General features: G+C 66.2%; 17 protein-coding genes. 4 read left to right on the forward strand and 13 right to left on the reverse strand.

Translation table 11 applies throughout. The features are described from left to right. Positions 1–15 precede the first annotated feature (15 nt). From ACSQ24_RS17595 to ACSQ24_RS17630, 8 genes are all read right to left on the reverse strand, one after another. Positions 16–1281 carry a DNA-packaging protein gene (locus ACSQ24_RS17595; protein WP_436097916.1) on the reverse strand — a complete coding sequence of 422 codons (1266 nt, stop codon included), beginning with the start codon at positions 1279–1281 and terminating at the stop codon, positions 16–18. Next, complete coding sequence (locus ACSQ24_RS17600) at positions 1262–1720, reverse strand: hypothetical protein (protein ID WP_436095924.1); 459 nt, start codon at positions 1718–1720, stop codon at positions 1262–1264. The genes ACSQ24_RS17595 and ACSQ24_RS17600 overlap by 20 nt, the downstream gene beginning before the upstream one ends. Before the next feature lie 25 nt (positions 1721–1745). After that, entirely contained in the window at positions 1746–2204 is a 459-nt protein-coding gene (locus ACSQ24_RS17605; RefSeq protein WP_436095925.1) for a hypothetical protein, read from the reverse strand. Positions 2205–2447: 243 nt separating this feature from the next. Next, complete coding sequence (locus ACSQ24_RS17610) at positions 2448–3029, reverse strand: TIGR00730 family Rossman fold protein (protein WP_436095926.1); 582 nt, start codon at positions 3027–3029, stop codon at positions 2448–2450. Next, positions 3026–4408: a M20/M25/M40 family metallo-hydrolase gene (locus tag ACSQ24_RS17615; RefSeq protein WP_436095927.1), complete on the reverse strand. Its 1383-nt coding sequence runs from the start codon at positions 4406–4408 to the stop codon at positions 3026–3028. The genes ACSQ24_RS17610 and ACSQ24_RS17615 overlap by 4 nt, the downstream gene beginning before the upstream one ends. Before the next feature lie 98 nt (positions 4409–4506). Then, entirely contained in the window at positions 4507–4800 is a 294-nt protein-coding gene (locus tag ACSQ24_RS17620; protein WP_436097917.1) for a type II toxin-antitoxin system RelE/ParE family toxin, read from the reverse strand. Next, a complete protein-coding gene (locus ACSQ24_RS17625; protein ID WP_436095928.1) occupies positions 4800–5105 on the reverse strand; it encodes a type II toxin-antitoxin system RelB/DinJ family antitoxin in 306 nt (101 codons plus the stop codon). Before ACSQ24_RS17625 ends, ACSQ24_RS17620 begins: the two co-directional genes overlap by 1 nt. Positions 5106–5176: 71 nt before the next feature. Continuing rightward, the gene (locus ACSQ24_RS17630; RefSeq protein ID WP_436095929.1) at positions 5177–6718 is read right to left on the reverse strand and encodes a helicase HerA-like domain-containing protein; all 1542 of its coding nucleotides are present in this window, start codon (positions 6716–6718) and stop codon (positions 5177–5179) included. A 147-nt stretch (positions 6719–6865) separates the two neighbouring features. Here ACSQ24_RS17630 and ACSQ24_RS17635 point away from each other — a divergent pair, with 147 nt between their 5' ends. The 4 genes from ACSQ24_RS17635 (at position 6866) to scpA (ending at position 12414) form a co-directional block, all read left to right on the forward strand. Further along, positions 6866–7252, forward strand: a complete 387-nt coding sequence (locus ACSQ24_RS17635; protein ID WP_436095930.1) for a DUF2267 domain-containing protein — start codon at positions 6866–6868, stop codon at positions 7250–7252. A gap of 250 nt (positions 7253–7502) precedes the next feature. Further along, on the forward strand, positions 7503–9428 hold the full coding sequence (locus ACSQ24_RS17640; RefSeq protein ID WP_436095931.1) for a methylmalonyl-CoA mutase family protein: 1926 nt from the start codon (positions 7503–7505) through the stop codon (positions 9426–9428). Next, the gene (thiD, locus tag ACSQ24_RS17645) at positions 9425–10252 is read left to right on the forward strand and encodes a bifunctional hydroxymethylpyrimidine kinase/phosphomethylpyrimidine kinase (RefSeq protein WP_436095932.1); all 828 of its coding nucleotides are present in this window, start codon (positions 9425–9427) and stop codon (positions 10250–10252) included. The genes ACSQ24_RS17640 and thiD overlap by 4 nt, the downstream gene beginning before the upstream one ends. Beyond that, positions 10249–12414: a methylmalonyl-CoA mutase gene (gene scpA, locus ACSQ24_RS17650; RefSeq protein WP_436095933.1), complete on the forward strand. Its 2166-nt coding sequence runs from the start codon at positions 10249–10251 to the stop codon at positions 12412–12414. The genes thiD and scpA overlap by 4 nt, the downstream gene beginning before the upstream one ends. A gap of 28 nt (positions 12415–12442) precedes the next feature. Here the strand turns inward: scpA and ACSQ24_RS17655 are convergent, their stop codons facing one another. The 5 genes from ACSQ24_RS17655 to ACSQ24_RS17675 all read right to left on the reverse strand — a co-directional run bounded on the left by ACSQ24_RS17655 (position 12443) and on the right by ACSQ24_RS17675 (position 16766). Then, complete coding sequence (locus ACSQ24_RS17655) at positions 12443–12697, reverse strand: hypothetical protein (RefSeq protein WP_436095934.1); 255 nt, start codon at positions 12695–12697, stop codon at positions 12443–12445. A gap of 106 nt (positions 12698–12803) precedes the next feature. Further along, positions 12804–13592, reverse strand: a complete 789-nt coding sequence (locus tag ACSQ24_RS17660) for an ABC transporter permease (protein ID WP_436095935.1) — start codon at positions 13590–13592, stop codon at positions 12804–12806. Continuing rightward, the gene (locus tag ACSQ24_RS17665; protein ID WP_436095936.1) at positions 13589–14491 is read right to left on the reverse strand and encodes an ABC transporter permease; all 903 of its coding nucleotides are present in this window, start codon (positions 14489–14491) and stop codon (positions 13589–13591) included. The genes ACSQ24_RS17660 and ACSQ24_RS17665 overlap by 4 nt, the downstream gene beginning before the upstream one ends. Continuing rightward, on the reverse strand, positions 14488–15675 hold the full coding sequence (locus ACSQ24_RS17670; RefSeq protein ID WP_436095937.1) for an ABC transporter ATP-binding protein: 1188 nt from the start codon (positions 15673–15675) through the stop codon (positions 14488–14490). Before ACSQ24_RS17670 ends, ACSQ24_RS17665 begins: the two co-directional genes overlap by 4 nt. After that, entirely contained in the window at positions 15672–16766 is a 1095-nt protein-coding gene (locus ACSQ24_RS17675) for a polyamine ABC transporter substrate-binding protein (RefSeq protein ID WP_436097918.1), read from the reverse strand. The genes ACSQ24_RS17670 and ACSQ24_RS17675 overlap by 4 nt, the downstream gene beginning before the upstream one ends. Between the last annotated feature and the right edge of the window lie 108 nt (positions 16767–16874).

The raw sequence follows: 16874 nt of genomic DNA on the forward strand, positions 1-16874 counted from the left end.
GAATGACTGCTGTCCCTAAAGCCCCCTCACCCGCGGCCTTCCCTTCGGGCCGAGCATCAGATGGGTCAGCGCCCAGACCAGCGCGTCGAGCCGGTCGGGCGAGCGGCCCGAGCTCAGACCGGTCGGGCCGAAGTCGCACATCTCGTCCTCCAGCGCCGGAAACGCGCCGGCATGGCGCACCCGGCCCTGCGCATAGAGCGCCGCCACCGGCTCAGCCCGCAGAAATTTTCCGCGCGAGGCCCGGACGGCCGTGACCGGCACGCCGGGATCGACCTCGCGGATGACGCTTGTCGCCATCTCGCCGCCCTGGTTGACCTCGACGACCAGCGCATCGGCCTCCAGCCGGCGATAGAGCGCGACGGCAGCCGCTGCCCATTCATGCGGCTTCGCACCAGCGAGCGTCGCATCCGCCAGCACATACCCTATGCCGTCTCGATCGATGCCGGCTGCGACGAGCCCGCAGGAATCTGCCCGCTTCGACGAGGAGGCCGGCGGATCGACCGCGACGACGATCCGCGCCAGCGGCGGCGCTTCCCGCTCGCGGCATTCTTCGATCAATCCCCGGCTCCAGAGCGCATCGGCACTCTCCTCGACGATCTCGCCTTCGAGTTCCTGCCGGCCGAGCCGCGTGCCGCCATAGGCCTGCTGCACGCTATCGAGAAAGCTCGGCGCCAGGTTGAAGCGGTTGGCGCTGGTCGCCGCCCGGCTGACGGCGACGCGTGGATCATCGAGCAGCCGCTTGATCAGCGGCAGCGGGCGCGGCGTCGTCGTCACCACCTGACGCGGCCGCTCGCCGAGCCTGAGGCCAAGCTGCAGCATATCCCAGGTCTCCTGAAGGTTCGGCCATTTCGCCAGCTCGTCGGACCAGGCGGCGCCGAATTGCGGCCCGCGCAAGCCTTCCGGATCCTCGGCGGTGAACACCTGCGCGATCGCGCCATTGCCCCATTCGAGCCGGCGCCGTGACGGCGACCAGACCGGCTTCTCCCAGCGATGATGGATCGCAAGCAAACCGGAGACGCCCTCGATCATGACGTCGCGAACTTGGGCCTGCGTCTCGCCGACAAGGGCGATGCGGCCTACGGGTTCCAACGCGCATGGCCATCGGCCGAGCGCCGCACCTCGCACCCATTCAGCGCCGGTTCGCGTCTTGCCAGCGCCTCGTCCACCCAAGACGAGCCAGCTGAACCAGTCGTCCTGCAAGGCGGGAAACTGATCCGGTCGCGCCCATGCAGCCCAAGTCGTAAGGATGACCTGCTGCTCTTCAGGCGAGGCCGTCTCCATGAGGCGACGCAGAAACCGCACCCGCTTCTTCGGCGGCAAGCGCCGCAAGACGGCGTCCAAGCTCGCTTCGAAGCTCTTCAATCCGGCGCAATCCTTCAGCAGGGCTGGGATCATCCTCGGACCGCCCTCCTTCCCCCACAGCAGCAGAATCCAGCGCGACGAGCTCGCGTACCGTGCGGGCGAGCGTCGCGAGCGTCTTGGCGTCGACCTCGCTCGCAGCCGTGCCGGCCGGCAGCTCGGCCAAATGTGCCTCATGCGCTTCGAGCTGGGTCTGAGTCGCCTTCCAGAGCTTGGCGATCACCGCCTTGCGGCCGCCACGCGGCGCGCGCTTGCGCTTCGCCGCCGGCAGAGCCGGGGCGGCGTCATCTACTTCAGACATGCCGTTTGCTTTCCCTGCCAAGGAACCGGCCGCACGCGGCGGCCGGTCATTGTCGAGCACCTTTTATGGTGCCGCGGCCAGAGGTTCAGCGCAGGACAGTGTAGGAAAGGAATCCCTGCCCCGGCTTGAACAGCGCGTTCTGGCCGCCGGTCGCAGCCGAGGAGCGAGTGCGCAATCGGAACTGGATCACGCCACCGGGAAAAGCAGCGGGCAGACGATAGGAGGCCGAGCGCGTCTCGGAGTAGTAGTGGTCGATCGGGTCGACGTTGTAGCCGTTGATCGGCAGCAGGATATGGCTGCCCGCCACGGCGTCGACATTGTTCGGCACCCAGGTCGAGGACAGCAGGACCTGCGTGACGAACTCGACATTGTAGGAAGCGGTGTTCTCCGCCTCGACATCGGCGAAGACCTGGATGATGTCGCCAGCCTGGAAGGCGCCAACGTTGATATAGTACGGCGTACCCCACACAGTGGTGTTGCCGTCGACGATACCGACCAGGGAGTCGAGCAGCGTGTCGGTACGGCCGTGCGTGACAACGGTCATGAGTCTCTCCATTCAAATTGTCAGGGCGCTCATTTGTCGGCTGCACCGGCGCTGCGCGGACATGAATCCAAATTGCAGTCCAATGGACTTGCGGATGGTCGTCTCGCGCCGGGAAACGCAAAAGCCGCCGGCTGGGCAGCGCGGCGGCTTCGTTCGTCTCAGGCACATTTCGTGAGCGTTCCTGATCTCTACCCGATCAGCGTCACGATGTCAAGGATAAAATTCCTATCCCATAGAGAGACCTCAAGTCTCCGACTTCTCCACCCACTTGATCTGGGTCTGCGGCTCGTAGGCTTCCATCTGGCCAAGCAGCGCCGCCGGATCGGTCTCCATCATCGCCATGTCGCGATGGGCCTGCCACATGAAGCCGGCCTTTGTCGTGTTGTCGAGGAAGGCGGCAAGCGGGTCGTAGAAGCCATCGATGTTGAGGAAGCCGAGCGGCTTGCCGTGGATGCCGAGCTGGCCCCAGGTCCAGATCTCGAAGATCTCCTCGAAGGTGCCGATGCCGCCGGACATGGCGATGAAGCCGTCGGAGAGCTCGGCCATCCGCGCCTTGCGGATGTGCATGGTCTCGACGACTTCGAGCCGGGTCAGGGCGTTGTGGCCGACCTCCTTCTCCCGCAGGGCGCGGGGAATGACACCATGGACCTCGCCGCCGGCTTCGAGCGCGGCATTGGCGACGATGCCCATCAGGCCGACGGCGCCGCCGCCATAGACCAGCGTCAGGCCACGCTTGGCGATGGCGGCGCCCATGGCGCGGGCGCCCTGCGCGTGGACGGGATCATGGCCCGGGCTCGAGCCGCAGAAGACACAGACGGATTTCATGAGGCGAGTGCTCGCAAGATGCGGGCCCAGGAGCGCTGGCCCTTGTGGAAGGAGGACAGGTCGTATTTCTCGTTCGGCGAGTGGACGCGGTCGTCGTCGAGGCCGAAGCCGACGAAGAGGGTGTCGAGCCCGAGCGTCCGCTTGAAGTCGCCACCGACAGGGATCGAGCCGCCGCTGCCGATGCTGACGACGCGGCCACCCCATTCCTCGGCCAAGGCCTTGCGCGCCTTCTGCAGGACGGGAGAATCGACCGGCACGGCGAGCGCCGGCGAGCCGGCATGGCCGATGAACTCGGCCGTCACGTCCTCCGGCAGGCGCTCGCGCACGAACTGGTGGAAGGCGGCGGCAATCTTCGCCGGATCCTGATCGCCGACGAGGCGGAAGGAGACCTTCGCCGAGGCCTTGGCCGCAATCACCGTCTTCGAGCCCTCTCCGGTATAACCGCCCCAGATGCCGTTGACGTCGCAGGTCGGGCGCGACTGGATCTGTTCGATCAGCATGCGGCCGCGCTCGCCGACGGAGTGCTTCAGCCCGACCTGGCCGAGGAATTCCTTCTCGGTCAGGTTGAGGTCGGCCCATTCCGCCTTCTGCGCATTGGTCGGCTCGTGCACGCCGTCATAGAAGGCGGGGATGGTGATCCGGCCGGCCTCGTCATGGATCTCGGCGATGATCTTGGTCAGCACATGGATCGGGTTCGCAGCGGCGCCGCCGAACAGGCCGGAATGCAGGTCGCGATCGGCCGCGGTCAGCCTGACTTCCTGATAGACCATGCCGCGCAGGGTCGAGGTGATCAGCGGCGTGACGCGGTCCCACATGCCGGTATCGCAGACCATCGCAAAATCGGCCTTCAGCTCGGCCGCATTGGCCTTGATGAAGCCCGGCAGGTTGACCGAACCGGATTCCTCCTCGCCCTCGACCAGGATGGTGAGGCCGATCGGCAGGTCGCCGGTCTCGGCGAGCGTGGCGCGCATTGCCTCAACGAAGGTCATGACCTGGCCCTTGTCGTCGCAGGCGCCGCGCGCAAGGATCGCCTTCCGCCCCGGCTCGATTTCCTTGACGACCGGCTTGAACGGATCGTTCGCCCACAGATCGAGCGGATCGACCGGCTGGACGTCGTAATGGCCGTAGAACAGCGCATGCGGCGCGCCGGGCTTCGGGCGATGTGCGAGCACGACCGGATGGCCGCCGGTCTCGCGCAATTCAGCTTTGAAGCCGAGCCCTTCCAGATCGGAACGCAGCCATTCGGCAGCCCGGCGCGTGTCGGTATCGAAGGCCGGATCGGTCCCGATCGACGGGATTTCGAGCCAGGACGAGAGGCGAGCCAGCGACGTGTCGAGATCGGCGTCGAGGCGGGACAGGATGGCAGGAAGCTGGGACATGGGCGCTCACTGGAGGCTGATTCCGGTGGCGCCATCATGCCTAGTCGCGCGGACGATACCAGCCGTCCGCGCGCATGACGGCCTGTATCAGAGGCCGCTTACACCTCACCCATGTCCTCCGGCCACATCCGAGCACCATGCAGGACGCGAATAATGCGGACCTTGTCGGCCGTTACGACATAGACCGCGATAAAGGGCGTGCGCGGCACGACCAGTTCGCGGGTGCCGGTGATCCTGCCGGGTCTGCCGCTCTCGGGAAAACGGAGCAGCCGACGCGCCGCAGACTCAATCCGCTCGTCGATCTCGGCGGCAGCTTTCGGATTATCGGCTTCGACGTAGCTGAAGATCTCGTCGCGATCGGCAAGGGCGAACGGCGCCCAGACCAGCCTCATCACGCCTTGCCGCCGGCCTTGCGATAGGCCGCGGCGCGCCGCTCGGCAAAACGGGCCTCGGCCTCGATGTCCTCGATATCGGGACGCTCATCCGCCAGGGCCTGCAGCACCTTGGCGCGGAACCAGGCATCGTGCGCATCGCTGTTGCTGAGGAGTTCGAGCGGCAGCGCCCCCTCGTTCGCCGTGCGGGTCAGCAGAATGCGCACGGCGTCGGAGACGGTGAGCCCCATGTCCTCCAAGACCGCCGTCGCGCGGTCCTTCACGTCGGCGTCGATACGTGCCTGCACCAAGGCATTCGTAGCCATGACGAAGCTCCTTTCAAGGAGCTGAATGTAATGCACCTGAATGACAATTGCCAGATGCAGCCCCAATCCCGCTACCGCCGCCCTCCCGTGAGCGAGCCGAGCACGCCGCGCAGGATCGCGGTGCCGACCTGCCGGCCGATCGAGGTGGCGGCCGAGCGCGCCGCCGAGGTGATGATCTTCTCGGTCATGCTTTGCGGCAGCGGGCCGCCACGCGAACCCGGCCCGGTCTTGGGGCGCTGGCCGCTACTACCGCCGCCGAGCCAGCCGCCGATCGTATCGAGGATGCCGCCGCCGCCCTCAGTCGAAGCCTCGACCGGCGAGCCGTCGGCATTCATCCCCTTGCGCTTCATCAGCCCCTCATAGGCCGAGTCCCGATCGACCATCGTGTCGTATTTGCCAGTGAAGCCGGAGTCGCGGATGCACTGCGTCCGCTCCTGCGGCGTGATCGGCCCGACCTGTGCCATCGGCGGGGCGATCAGGCAGCGCTCGACTATGGTCGGGGAGCCCTTACCTTCGAGCGTCGAGACGAGGGCCTCGCCGACGGCGAGCTGGGTAATCGCCTGCTCGGTGTTGATCTTCGGGTTCTGCCGGAAGGTCTCGGCTGCGGCCCTGACCGCCTTCTGGTCGCGCGGGGTGAAGGCGCGTAGCGCATGCTGGACGCGGTTGCCGAGCTGGGCCAGCACGGTGTCGGGAATATCGAGCGGGTTTTGCGTGACGAAGTAGACGCCGACGCCCTTGGAGCGGATCAGGCGCACCACCTGCTCGACCGCGGTCAGCAGCGCCTTGGGCGCGCCGTTGAAGAGCAGATGCGCCTCGTCGAAGAAGAAGACGAGCTTGGGCTTATCGAGATCGCCGACCTCCGGCAGCTGCTCGAACAGCTCGGAGAGCAGCCAGAGCAGGAAGGTGGCGTAGAGCCGCGGGTTGGCCATCAGCTTGTCGGCGGCCATGATGTTGACGATGCCGCGGCCGTCGCGGTCGGTCTTCATCAGGTCGTTGATGTCAAGCGCCGGCTCGCCGAAGAACAGGTCGCCCTTCTGGTTCTCCAGCACGAGCAGAGCGCGCTGGATCGTGCCGACAGAGGCGGAGGTGACGTTGCCGTATTTGGTCGTCAGCTCCTGCGCATTCTCGGCGATGAAGGCGAGGATCGCGCGCAAGTCTTTCAAATCGAGCAGCAACAGCTTCTGCTCGTCGGCGATGCGGAAGGCGATGTTGAGCACGCCCTCCTGAGTGTCGTTGAGGTCGAGCAGACGCGCCAGCAGCAGCGGCCCCATCTCCGAGATCGTGGCGCGGACAGGGTGACCCTGCTCGCCGAACACGTCCCAGAATACGGTAGTGAACTGGTCGGGCTGGTATGTGAGCCCGAGCTCCTCGGCGCGCTTGACGAAGGGCGGCTTGAAATTGCCTGGCGCAGCGATACCTGAGAGATCACCCTTGATGTCGGCGGCGAAGACCGGCACGCCGTGCTTGGCGAAGCCTTCGGCCAGCACCTGCAGCGTCACCGTCTTGCCGGTACCGGTCGCGCCAGTGACCAGGCCGTGGCGGTTGGCGAGCTTGAGCAGCAGCACCTCCGGCTTCTCGCTCTTGCCGATCAGGATCGTGCCGTCATCCGCCATGGTCGCGCCTGTTCCGTTGCCATAAGGTCGTGGAACGGGTGTAGCGAAACGAGAACTTGGGCGGAAGCATGAAGATCGCTTCCGCTCTAGATAGTTTATGTGTAAACTATCTTCGGAACGCCAGAAGCTCAACTCAGAGGACCAACGATGGATGAACTGATCTCCCGCATCATGGCCGCTTCCGGTCTCGACGAGTCGCTGGCGCGCAAGGCGATCGGCATCATCCTCGCCTTCCTGCAGAAGGAGGGTCCGGTGGCCGAGATCGGTCAGCTCATGGGAGCGCTGCCTGGTGCCCAGGACCTCGCCAATGCCGAAGGTGGTGCCAAGGGCGGGTTGATGGGTGCGATCGGCGGCATGATGGGCGGTGGCGGCGGCGTGATGGCGCTCGGCGGCCAGTTGATGGGCGCCGGTCTCTCGATGGGCCAGATCCAGTCGGTCTCGAAGGAGATGTTCGCGGTCGGCCGCGAGAAGGCGGGCGAGGACACGATGGGCGCGATCGTCGGCGCGATCCCGGGGCTCGGCCAGTTCGTCTGAGTCGGACAAGACTCCGCAAAATCCCATGACGCCGCCCTTAACGGGCGGCGTTTTCGTTTGCAGGCATAGGAGTTCCGTTTCGCGGGGTTAGGCATTTCGGCACGGCTTTCCGACCAACGGGGCATTTGCGTTCGCCGCCAGCCATGGCAATCAGGACTTCGCGGCTGCACAATGGGCCGCCAGCTGGCGCACATTTCCTCGCCTGGCGGAAGCCAGTCGAACGGAAAGGCGCGCAAGGAGTTCGTTGCTGATGACCTCGATCGTCCTCGCCGACCTGCCTTTCATGGACGCCTTCCCCACGCCGGGCGAAGCGCAGTGGCGCGACGCGGTTGACAAGGTGCTCAAGGGCGCCGATTTCGAGAAGAAGCTGGTCGGGCGGACCTCGGACGGCATCCGAATCGAGCCGCTCTACGAAGCGGCAACAGAGCCAAGCTCCCACCCGTTGCGTGCGCAGGCCGGGCGCTGGCATGTCGCGGCACGCGTCGATCACCCTGACGAGACCGAAGCTGCGAAACTTGCGCTTGCCGATCTCGACGGGGGCGCCGACTCGCTCAGCCTGAGTTTCGCTGGCGCGCCCGCCGCACGTGGCTTCGGCCTGCAAGCGACGACGGTCGAGGCACTCGACACGGCCCTCGACGGCGTGATGCTCGACCTTGTCAGGCTGCGGCTCGACCCGGCTCCCGGCGGCCGCAAGCAGGCACTGCTGCTGGCCGATCTGGCCGAAAAGCGCGGCCATGCGCCCTCCTCCCTCCAGATCGATTTCGGCATGGAGCCGATCGGGGTGCTCGCGAACTCCGGAGCGCTCGCGGTGCAGCTCCCCGAGCTCGGCAAACGGATCGCCGAGACGATCGGCACCCTGAAGTCCCGCGGCTTCACCGGCCCCTTCCTCGCCGCCGATGGCCGGATCTGGCACGAAGCCGGCGCCAGCGAGGCGCAGGAACTCGGTGCCGTGCTCGCGACGGCGGTGACCTATCTGCGCTTGCTGGAAGCGCAAGGCATCCCGCTCGCCGAGGCGCGCGGCGCCATCTCCTTCACCCTCGTCGCCGATGCAGACGAATTCGTCACCGTGGCGAAGCTCCGCGCCGCCCGCCTGCTCTGGGACCGGGTGCAGCGCGCCTGCGGCCTCGATCCCAAGCCCGTTTTCATCCATGCCGAGACCGCCTGGCGTTCGCTGACGCGGCGCGACCCCTGGGTCAACCTGCTGCGCGGTACGATTGCCACCTTTTCGGCGGGCGTCGGCGGGGCGGATTCGATCGGCGTGCAGCCGTTCACCGCAGCGCTCGGCCTGTCCGACGGCTTCGCCCGGCGCATCGCCCGCAACACCCAGCTGATCCTTCTCGAAGAGGCCAATCTCTGGCGCGTCGCCGATCCGGCAGCCGGAGCTGGTGGCTTCGAAGCACTGACGCAGGCGCTATGCGAGCAGGGCTGGCGCAAGTTCCAGGACCTCGAGGCGGAGAGCGCCGATGGTCTCACCGGCATCGTCGCCGCTCTCGCCAACGGCCATATCCAGAAGGGTCTTTCGCGGGAGCGCGATGCCCGGGCGAAAGCAATCGCGACCCGGCGCGAGCCGATCACCGGCACGAGCGAGTTCCCGAATCTGTCGGAAGCCTCAGTGTCGGTGCTGGCACTGCCTCCGGCGGCCCAGCCGACCAGCGAGACGGCCAGCGTCGCGATCGCAGTCGAGGCCCTGCCAAGCGTCCGCTTGGCCGAGCCGTTCGAGGCGTTGCGCGCCAGCGCCGATATCGCCGAGGCAGCCGGCGCGCGGCCAAAGGTCTTCCTCGCGACGCTGGGACCGATCGCCGGCTTTACCGCGCGCGCCGGGTTCGCGCGCAACCTGTTCGAGATCGGCGGCATCGCTGCACCCTCCGATGACGGCTTCGCCAAGGCCGGCGCGACCGATCTCGACGCGCTGGTCGCTGCTTTCCGAGCCTCAGGAGCGAAGCTCACCTGCCTCTGCGGATCCGATGAGGCTTATGCGGCGGAGGCGATCTCGGCTGCAGCGGCGTTGACCGCTACAGGAGCCACGGTCTGGCTTGCTGGCCGCCCCGGCGAGCAGGAGGCGACGCTGCGCGAGGCCGGCGTGACGAGTTTCGTCTTCGCCGGCTGCGACGCCATCGCCGTGCTGCAGGATGCACTGGCGATCGCCATATCCCCGGTCAGCACGAACAAGGGATGATCATGCCGATCGCGCTCACCATTGCCGGCTCCGACTCCAGCGGCGGCGCCGGCATCCAGGCCGACCTCAAGACCTTCGCCGCGCACCAGGTCTACGGCGCCAGCGTCATCGTCGCGCTGACCGCGCAGAACACGACTGCCGTCACCGCGATCCATCCGGTGCCGGCCGATTTCGTCGCTGCGCAGATCGACGCCGTCTTCGACGATCTCAAGGTCGATGCGGTCAAGATCGGCATGCTCGCCACGGCCGAGCTCATCGAGACGGTCGCGGACGGGCTCGAACGTCATGGCGCGAAGAACATCGTGCTGGACCCGGTGATGATCGCGGCTTCCGGCGGGCGCCTGTTGCAGGAAGATGCGGTCGAGGCACTGAAGCGCCGCCTGCTGCCACTCTGCACGATCGTCACGCCTAACCTGCCCGAGGCCGCCGCCCTGCTCGGGACAGCCGCCGCTGAGACCGAGGAGGCCGCCGCCGAACAGGCGCAGGCGCTGCTCGCGCTCGGCCCCGCCAATGTCCTGGTCAAGGGCGGTCACGGCACCGGCGAAGACAGCGTCGATATCCTGATCGGCAAGGACGGACGGCGCGAGCGCCTGGTTGCGCCGCGCATCGCCACGCAGAACACGCACGGCACCGGCTGCACGCTGTCCTCGGCGATCGCCTCCGGCCTCGCCCACGGCATCGCGCTCAACGAAGCGGTGGTGCTGGCCAAGCGCTACATCTCGGCCGCGATCGCGGCGTCGGACGCGGTCAAGGTTGGCCGCGGCCACGGACCGGTGCATCATTTCCACCATTGGTGGGACAGGCCAGACGGGAGCAAGCCATGACCGCGATCCCGGATTTCACGAAGCTCGCCTTCGCCGATACCGTGAGCAAGCAGGCGCCTACCCTCGCCTCAGGCGAGCTCTGGCAAACACCGGAGGACATCCCGGTCAAGTCGCTCTACACGGCTGCGGACCGTGACGGCCTGCCCTTCGTCGGCACGCTTCCAGGCATCGCGCCCTATCTGCGCGGCCCCTACCCGACCATGTACGTCAACCAGCCCTGGACGATCCGGCAATATGCCGGCTTCTCCACGGCGGAGGATTCGAACGCCTTCTACCGGCGCAATCTCGCCGCCGGGCAGAAGGGGCTTTCGGTCGCCTTCGATCTCGCCACCCATCGCGGCTATGACAGCGACCATCCTCGTGTCGGCGGCGATGTCGGCATGGCCGGCGTCGCGATCGACTCGATCTACGACATGCGCACGCTGTTCTCCGGCATCCCGCTCGACCAGATGAGCGTGTCGATGACGATGAACGGCGCCGTGCTGCCGGTGCTGGCGCTCTACATCGTCGCGGCGGAAGAACAGGGCGTGCCGGCAGCCAAGCTCTCGGGGACCATCCAGAACGACATCCTCAAGGAGTTCATGGTCCGCAACACCTATATCTACCCGCCCTCGCCCTCGATGCGGATCATCGGCGACATCTTCGCCTACACCTCGGCGAGCATGCCGAAGTTCAACTCGATCTCGATCTCCGGCTACCACATGCAGGAAGCCGGAGCGACGCAGGACCTCGAGCTCGGCTACACGCTCGCCGACGGCGTCGAATACATGCGCGCCGGCCAGCAGGCGGGCCTCGGTGTCGACGTCTTCGCGCCGCGGCTCTCCTTCTTCTGGGCCATCGGCATGAACTTCTTCATGGAGGTGGCCAAGCTCAGGGCCGCGCGGCTGATCTGGGCCAAGCTGGTCAAGGATTTCGGGGCGCAGAACGAGAAATCGCTACCGCTGCGCACCCATTGCCAGACCTCGGGCTGGTCGCTGACGGCGCAGGACGTGTTCAACAACGTGCCACGCACCATGATCGAGGCGATGGCGGCGACTCAAGGCCATACTCAGTCGCTGCACACCAATGCGCTCGACGAGGCGCTGGCGTTGCCGACCGACTTCTCCGCCCGCATCGCCCGCAACACCCAGATCGTGCTGCAGCAGGAAAGCGGCACGACAAGGATCATCGATCCCTGGGGCGGCTCCTATTATGTCGAGCGATTGACCGCAGAGCTCGCCGCCAAGGCCTGGGGCCATATCCAGGAGGTCGAGGCGCTTGGCGGCATGGCCAAAGCGATAGAGGCCGGCATCCCGAAGCTCCGGATCGAGGAGGCCGCCGCTAAGACGCAGGCGCGCATCGATGGCGGCCAGCAGGCGATCATCGGCGTCAATTGCTTCAAGCCCGAGAACGAGGCGGCGATCGACGTGCTCAAGGTCGACAACGCCTCGGTCCGCGCCCAGCAGCTCGATAAGCTCCGGCGGCTCAAGGCCGAACGGAACGAGACCGAGACTCAAGCGGCCCTCACCGCCCTCACCAATGGCGCGCAAAGCGACGGCAATCTACTCGACCTCGCGGTCAAGGCGGCGCGGGCGAAGGCGACCGTCGGCGAAATCTCGATGGCGATGGAGCAGGTGTTCGGGCGCCACCGGGCCGAGATCAAGTCGATCTCGGGCGTCTACAAGCGGGAGGTCGGCGAGATGAACCCTGCCGTGACGCGCGTGCAGTTGATGTGCGAGGCCTTCGAGGAGGCGGACGGACGCCGCCCGCGCATCCTCGTCGCCAAGATGGGCCAGGACGGCCACGATCGCGGCCAGAAGGTGATCGCCTCGGCCTTCGCCGATCTCGGCTTCGACGTCGATATCGGCCCGCTCTTCGCCACCCCGGACGAGGCCGCGCGCCAGGGCGTCGAGAACGACGTCCATATCGTCGGCGTCTCGTCGCTGGCGGCAGGGCATCTGACGCTGGTGCCGGAGTTGAAGGCGGCACTCGCCAAGGCGGGCCGGCCGGACATCATGATCGTGGTCGGCGGCGTGATCCCGCCGCAGGATTTCGAGGCGCTGATGGAAGCTGGCGCCAGCGCGATCTTCCCACCGGGAACGGTGATCGCCGATGCAGCCGAGAAGCTGCTGGAAGAGCTCAATCAGCGGCTGGGCTACGCTCAGCGCAGCGCGGCGGAGTGATCCGCCGCGCCACTTTGGATTTCAAAACTCACCAGCCGCCGCGCCAGCGATGATAGTACCGCGGCGGCGGGGGCGGCCCGTAGAAGCGCGGACGATCATAGTGGCGCCGCCAGCGCGGAACGCCCCAGTAGCCATAGGCTGGCGGCGGGCGCCAGCCATAGCCGGGACCATCATAATAGGCCTGCTGGATCAGGACGCCAGCCTCGGCCTTGCTGGGGGATGCCGCGCTGATCCCGAGCACAGCTGCAGCGACGAGGCCGGCGGAAGCGAGGGTGCGAAACATCTTCATGTCTCCTCTTGCCGGAGCAGGAAGGCTTCCCGCTCTGGCAAGCACTCTCGCGCAATAAGGCTGAACCGGTTTTGAGCGGGATGTTCAGCAGGCGTTTAGGTCAGCGCCCTGCCAACGCCTCGCGCTTCATCAGCAGGGACGCGCCGATCACCGCGACGGCCACCGCCGCGATCATGATCGTGCAGGCGGCGTTGATCTCGGGCGAGACGCCGAGCCGGATCGCCGAATAGAGCCGCATCGGCAGCGTCGTCGCGCCCGGCCCAGTCGTGAAGCTCGCAATGACGAGATCGTCGAGCGAGAGGGTGAAGGCCAGCATCCATGCGGCGGCGACGGCGGGCCAGATCAGCGGCAGCGTCACCGTCGCGAACGTCTCGAACGGGGTCGCGCCGAGATCGCGCGCTGCTTCCTCCAATGAACGGTCGAAGCCGGCGAGCCGCGCCTGCACGACGATGCAGGCGAAGCCGAGGCTGAAGGTCGCGTGGGCGATGACGACGGTCCAGTAACCGCGCTCAACATCGCCGGCGACGAAGAGCAGCAGCAGCGACAGCCCCGTGATCACCTCCGGCATCACCAGCGGCGCCATCACCATGCCTGAGAACAACATTCGGCCGGCGAAGGCGCGGTAGCGCGCCAATGCCAGTGCCGCGAGCGTTCCAAGTACCGTCGCCAGCGTGGCAGAGACCAGCGCGACACGGATCGTCAGCCAGGCGGCGTCGAGCAGTGGCTGATTGCTGAAGAGCGTTCCGTACCAATGCGTCGAGAAGCCACCCCAGACCGTCACCAGCCGCGAGGCATTGAAGGAGTAGGCGACCAGCGCAACGATCGGCAGGTAAAGGAAGGCGAAGCCGGCGACCAGCGCGGCGAGGTGGAAGGCCCCGAAGCGCCTCATTGGGCCGCTCCGCGCGCCCGCTGCAGCAGCATCAGCGGCAGGACGAGGACGACGAGCAGCACGATCGCCACCGCCGAAGCCAGCGGCCAGTCGCGGTTCGAGAAGAACTCGTTCCAAAGCACCTTGCCAACCATCAGCGTGTCGGAACCGCCGAGCAGATCGGGGATGACGAATTCGCCGATCGCAGGGATGAAGACCAAAGCCGAGCCGGCGAGGATGCCGGGCACCGAGAGCGGCAAGGTCACGGTCAGGAAGGTGGTCAGCGGCGTCGCGCCGAGGTCTGAGGCCGCTTCCAGCAAGGTACCGTCGAGCTTTTGCAAGGTCGAGAACAGCGGCAGTACCATGAAGGGCAGGTAGGAATAGACCATGCCGATCAGCACGGCAGCGTCGGTATTGAGCAGGCGCAGGGGTTCGCTCGTCAGCCCGATCCCCATCAGTGCTATGTCGAGCAGGCCGTCCGGCCTGAGGATACCGATCCAGGCGTAGACGCGGATCAGGAACGAGGTCCAGAACGGCAGGATGACGAGGACGAGCAGGATGCCCTGCCAGCGCTTCGGCGCCAGCGTCATCGCATAGGCGAGCGGATAGCCGATCGCGAGCGCGATCAAGGTCGTCAGCCCCGCGATGCGCAACGAGGAGAGGTAGCTCTGCCAATAGAGCGGATCGTCGCCGAGCAGGCGGAAGTTCTCGAGATCGAGCGCACTCAGGAATTCGCCGAGCTGGCCGAATCCGGGGAAGTGCGGCGCATAGGGCGGCTGGTCGGTCGCAGCGTCCGACAGCGCGATCCTGAGCACGATGACGAAGGGCGCCAGGAAGAAGGCGAGCAGCCAGATATAGGGAATGGCCGCGACCAGGAGGCCGCGACCGGTCCCGCTGCTTCGGGGAATCGGCGTGCTCACGACGCCAGTACCATGCCGGCCTCAACGTCCCAGGAGAGCCAGACCCTGTCCTCCCAGGCGAAGGGCCGCTCGATACGCCTGGTGCGGTTGGTCAGCGAGACCTTGAAGAGCTTGCCCTCGTCGCCGCCGACCATGACCTGGACCATCGTCATGTCGCCGAGATAGCCGATGTCCCAGATCTCGCCGGCGACCTTGTTGACGCCCTGCTGCGGCTCGTCATGGCTGAGCGCGATCTTCTCGGGGCGCAGGCCGATGGTGAGCGCATCGCCGGGGCAACAGGTCGGCGTATCCTCGTCAAGCTCGATCACGCCGACAGGCTGGTTCTCCAGCGTAACGAGATCGCCTTCGACGGCCGTGACCCTGCCCTCGATCAGGTTGATGTCGCCAACGAACTCCGCGACGAAGCGGCTGGCCGGCGCCTCATAGATCAGGTCGGGCGGCGCGATCTGCAGCAGCCGGCCATGGTCCATCACCGCCATGCGGTCGGCCATGGTCATGGCCTCGTCCTGGTCGTGCGTGACGACCATGAAGGTCAGGCCGAGATCGGCCTGGAGGTCCATCAGCTCGTATTGCGTCTCCTCGCGCAGCTTCTTGTCGAGCGCGCCGAGCGGCTCGTCGAGCAGGAGGAGCTTGGGCTGCTTGACCAGCGCGCGAGCAAGCGCGACGCGCTGACGCTGGCCGCCGGAGAGCTGGTCCGGCCGACGCTTCTCCATCCCTTTCAGGCGGACGCGCCCGAGCATGGCGTCGACACGTTCGGCGATCTCCGCCCTGGGCAGGCCGTCGCGCTTGAGCCCATAGGCGATGTTGTCGCCGACGCTCATATGCGGGAACAGCGCATAGGACTGGAACATCATGTTGACCGGGCGCTTGTGCGGTGGCACCGCCGTGATATCAACGCCATCGAGCAGGAGCTCGCCCTCGTCGGGCTGCTCGAAGCCGGCGAGCATCCGCATCAGCGTGGTCTTGCCGCAGCCGGACGGTCCCAGCAGGGCGAAGAACTCGCGCTGATGGATCGAAAGCGACAGCCGATCGACCGCCACCACCGTACCGAACCGCTTGGTTACATTGCGAAACTCGACCAGCGGCTTGGCAGCGGGATCATTCCAGGGCTGGAAGTCGCGCCGGACGCTGCCGGGCGAGGCGCGTCTTCCACCTACCTCCGGCCGGTTCGGATCCCTGTTCACCTGCCGCTCTTGACGCGGGTCCACAGCCGGTTGACCACCCGCTGCGTCTTCTGGTCGTAAGGCGTGATCGTGTAGAGCCGGCCCATCACCGCATCCGGCGGATAGATGCCGGGATTGTCGCGGACCTCGGCCGAAAGCAGCGGCTTCGAGGCGATATTGCCGTTGGCGTATTGGATGAAATCCGAATTCTTCGCCGCCATGTCGGGACGGTTGACGAAATCGATGAACTTCAGCGCCGCGTCCTGGTTGCCGGCATCCTTCGGGATGACGAAGGAATCGAACCACATCAGCGCGCCCTCCTTCGGGATCGCATAGGCGATCTCGACCTTGTTCTTGGCTTCGCTGGCGCGCTTCCTGGCCTGCAGCACGTCGCCGGAATAGCCCACCGCCAGGCAGATATCGCCGTTGGCGAGTGCGTTGATGTACTCGGACGAGTGGAACTTCTGGATGTGCGGGCGGATCTTGCGCAGCAATTCACCGGCCTTGTTGAGATCGGCCTCGTTCTTCGAATCGGGGTCGAGCCCGAGATAGCGCAGCGCAGCCGGGAACATCTCCTCGACCGCATCGAGCACGTGCACGCCGCAATTGGAGAGCTTCTTCAGCTTCTCCGGATCGAAGACGATGTTCCAGCTGTCGATCACGGCATCGTTGCCGAGCCGCTCCTTCACCTTGGCGACGTTGTAGCCGATCCCGGTGGTGCCCCACATGTAGTTCACGGCGAACTTGTTTCCGGGGTCGTATTTCGACAGGCGCTTCTGGATCTCCGGCCAGGCATTCTTGAGGTTCGGCACCTTGGCAGTGTCGACCGGCGTGTAGAGGCCGAGCGGGATATGCCTGGGCAGGAAGGAGGCGGTAACGACGACGAGGTCATAGCCGGTCTTGCCGGCGAGCAATTTGGTCTCGACCGTCTCCATCTGGTCGAAGGTGTCGTAGACGACGGTGATGCCGGTCTCTTTCTTGAAGGCGTCGAGCACCTCCGGATTGACGTAGTCCGACCAGTTGAAGATGCGCAGTTCCTTGTTGTCCTGCGCTCCCGCCGGGCCGGCCGCGAGAGCAAGCCCGAAAGCCGCCGCAGCGGCCAATCCATGCATAACCGACGTCAAAATGCGCAATCTGCCCCTCCTTTAGATTTCGCGCCGGCAAGCTAGCAGCTTGCGGCCAAGCCTCAACCTCGATTTCGTGATCGGCGGCGCTCCGTC

This window comes from Allobosea sp. LjRoot237 (assembly GCF_964253285.1).
Taxonomy (GTDB): domain Bacteria; phylum Pseudomonadota; class Alphaproteobacteria; order Rhizobiales; family Beijerinckiaceae; genus Allobosea.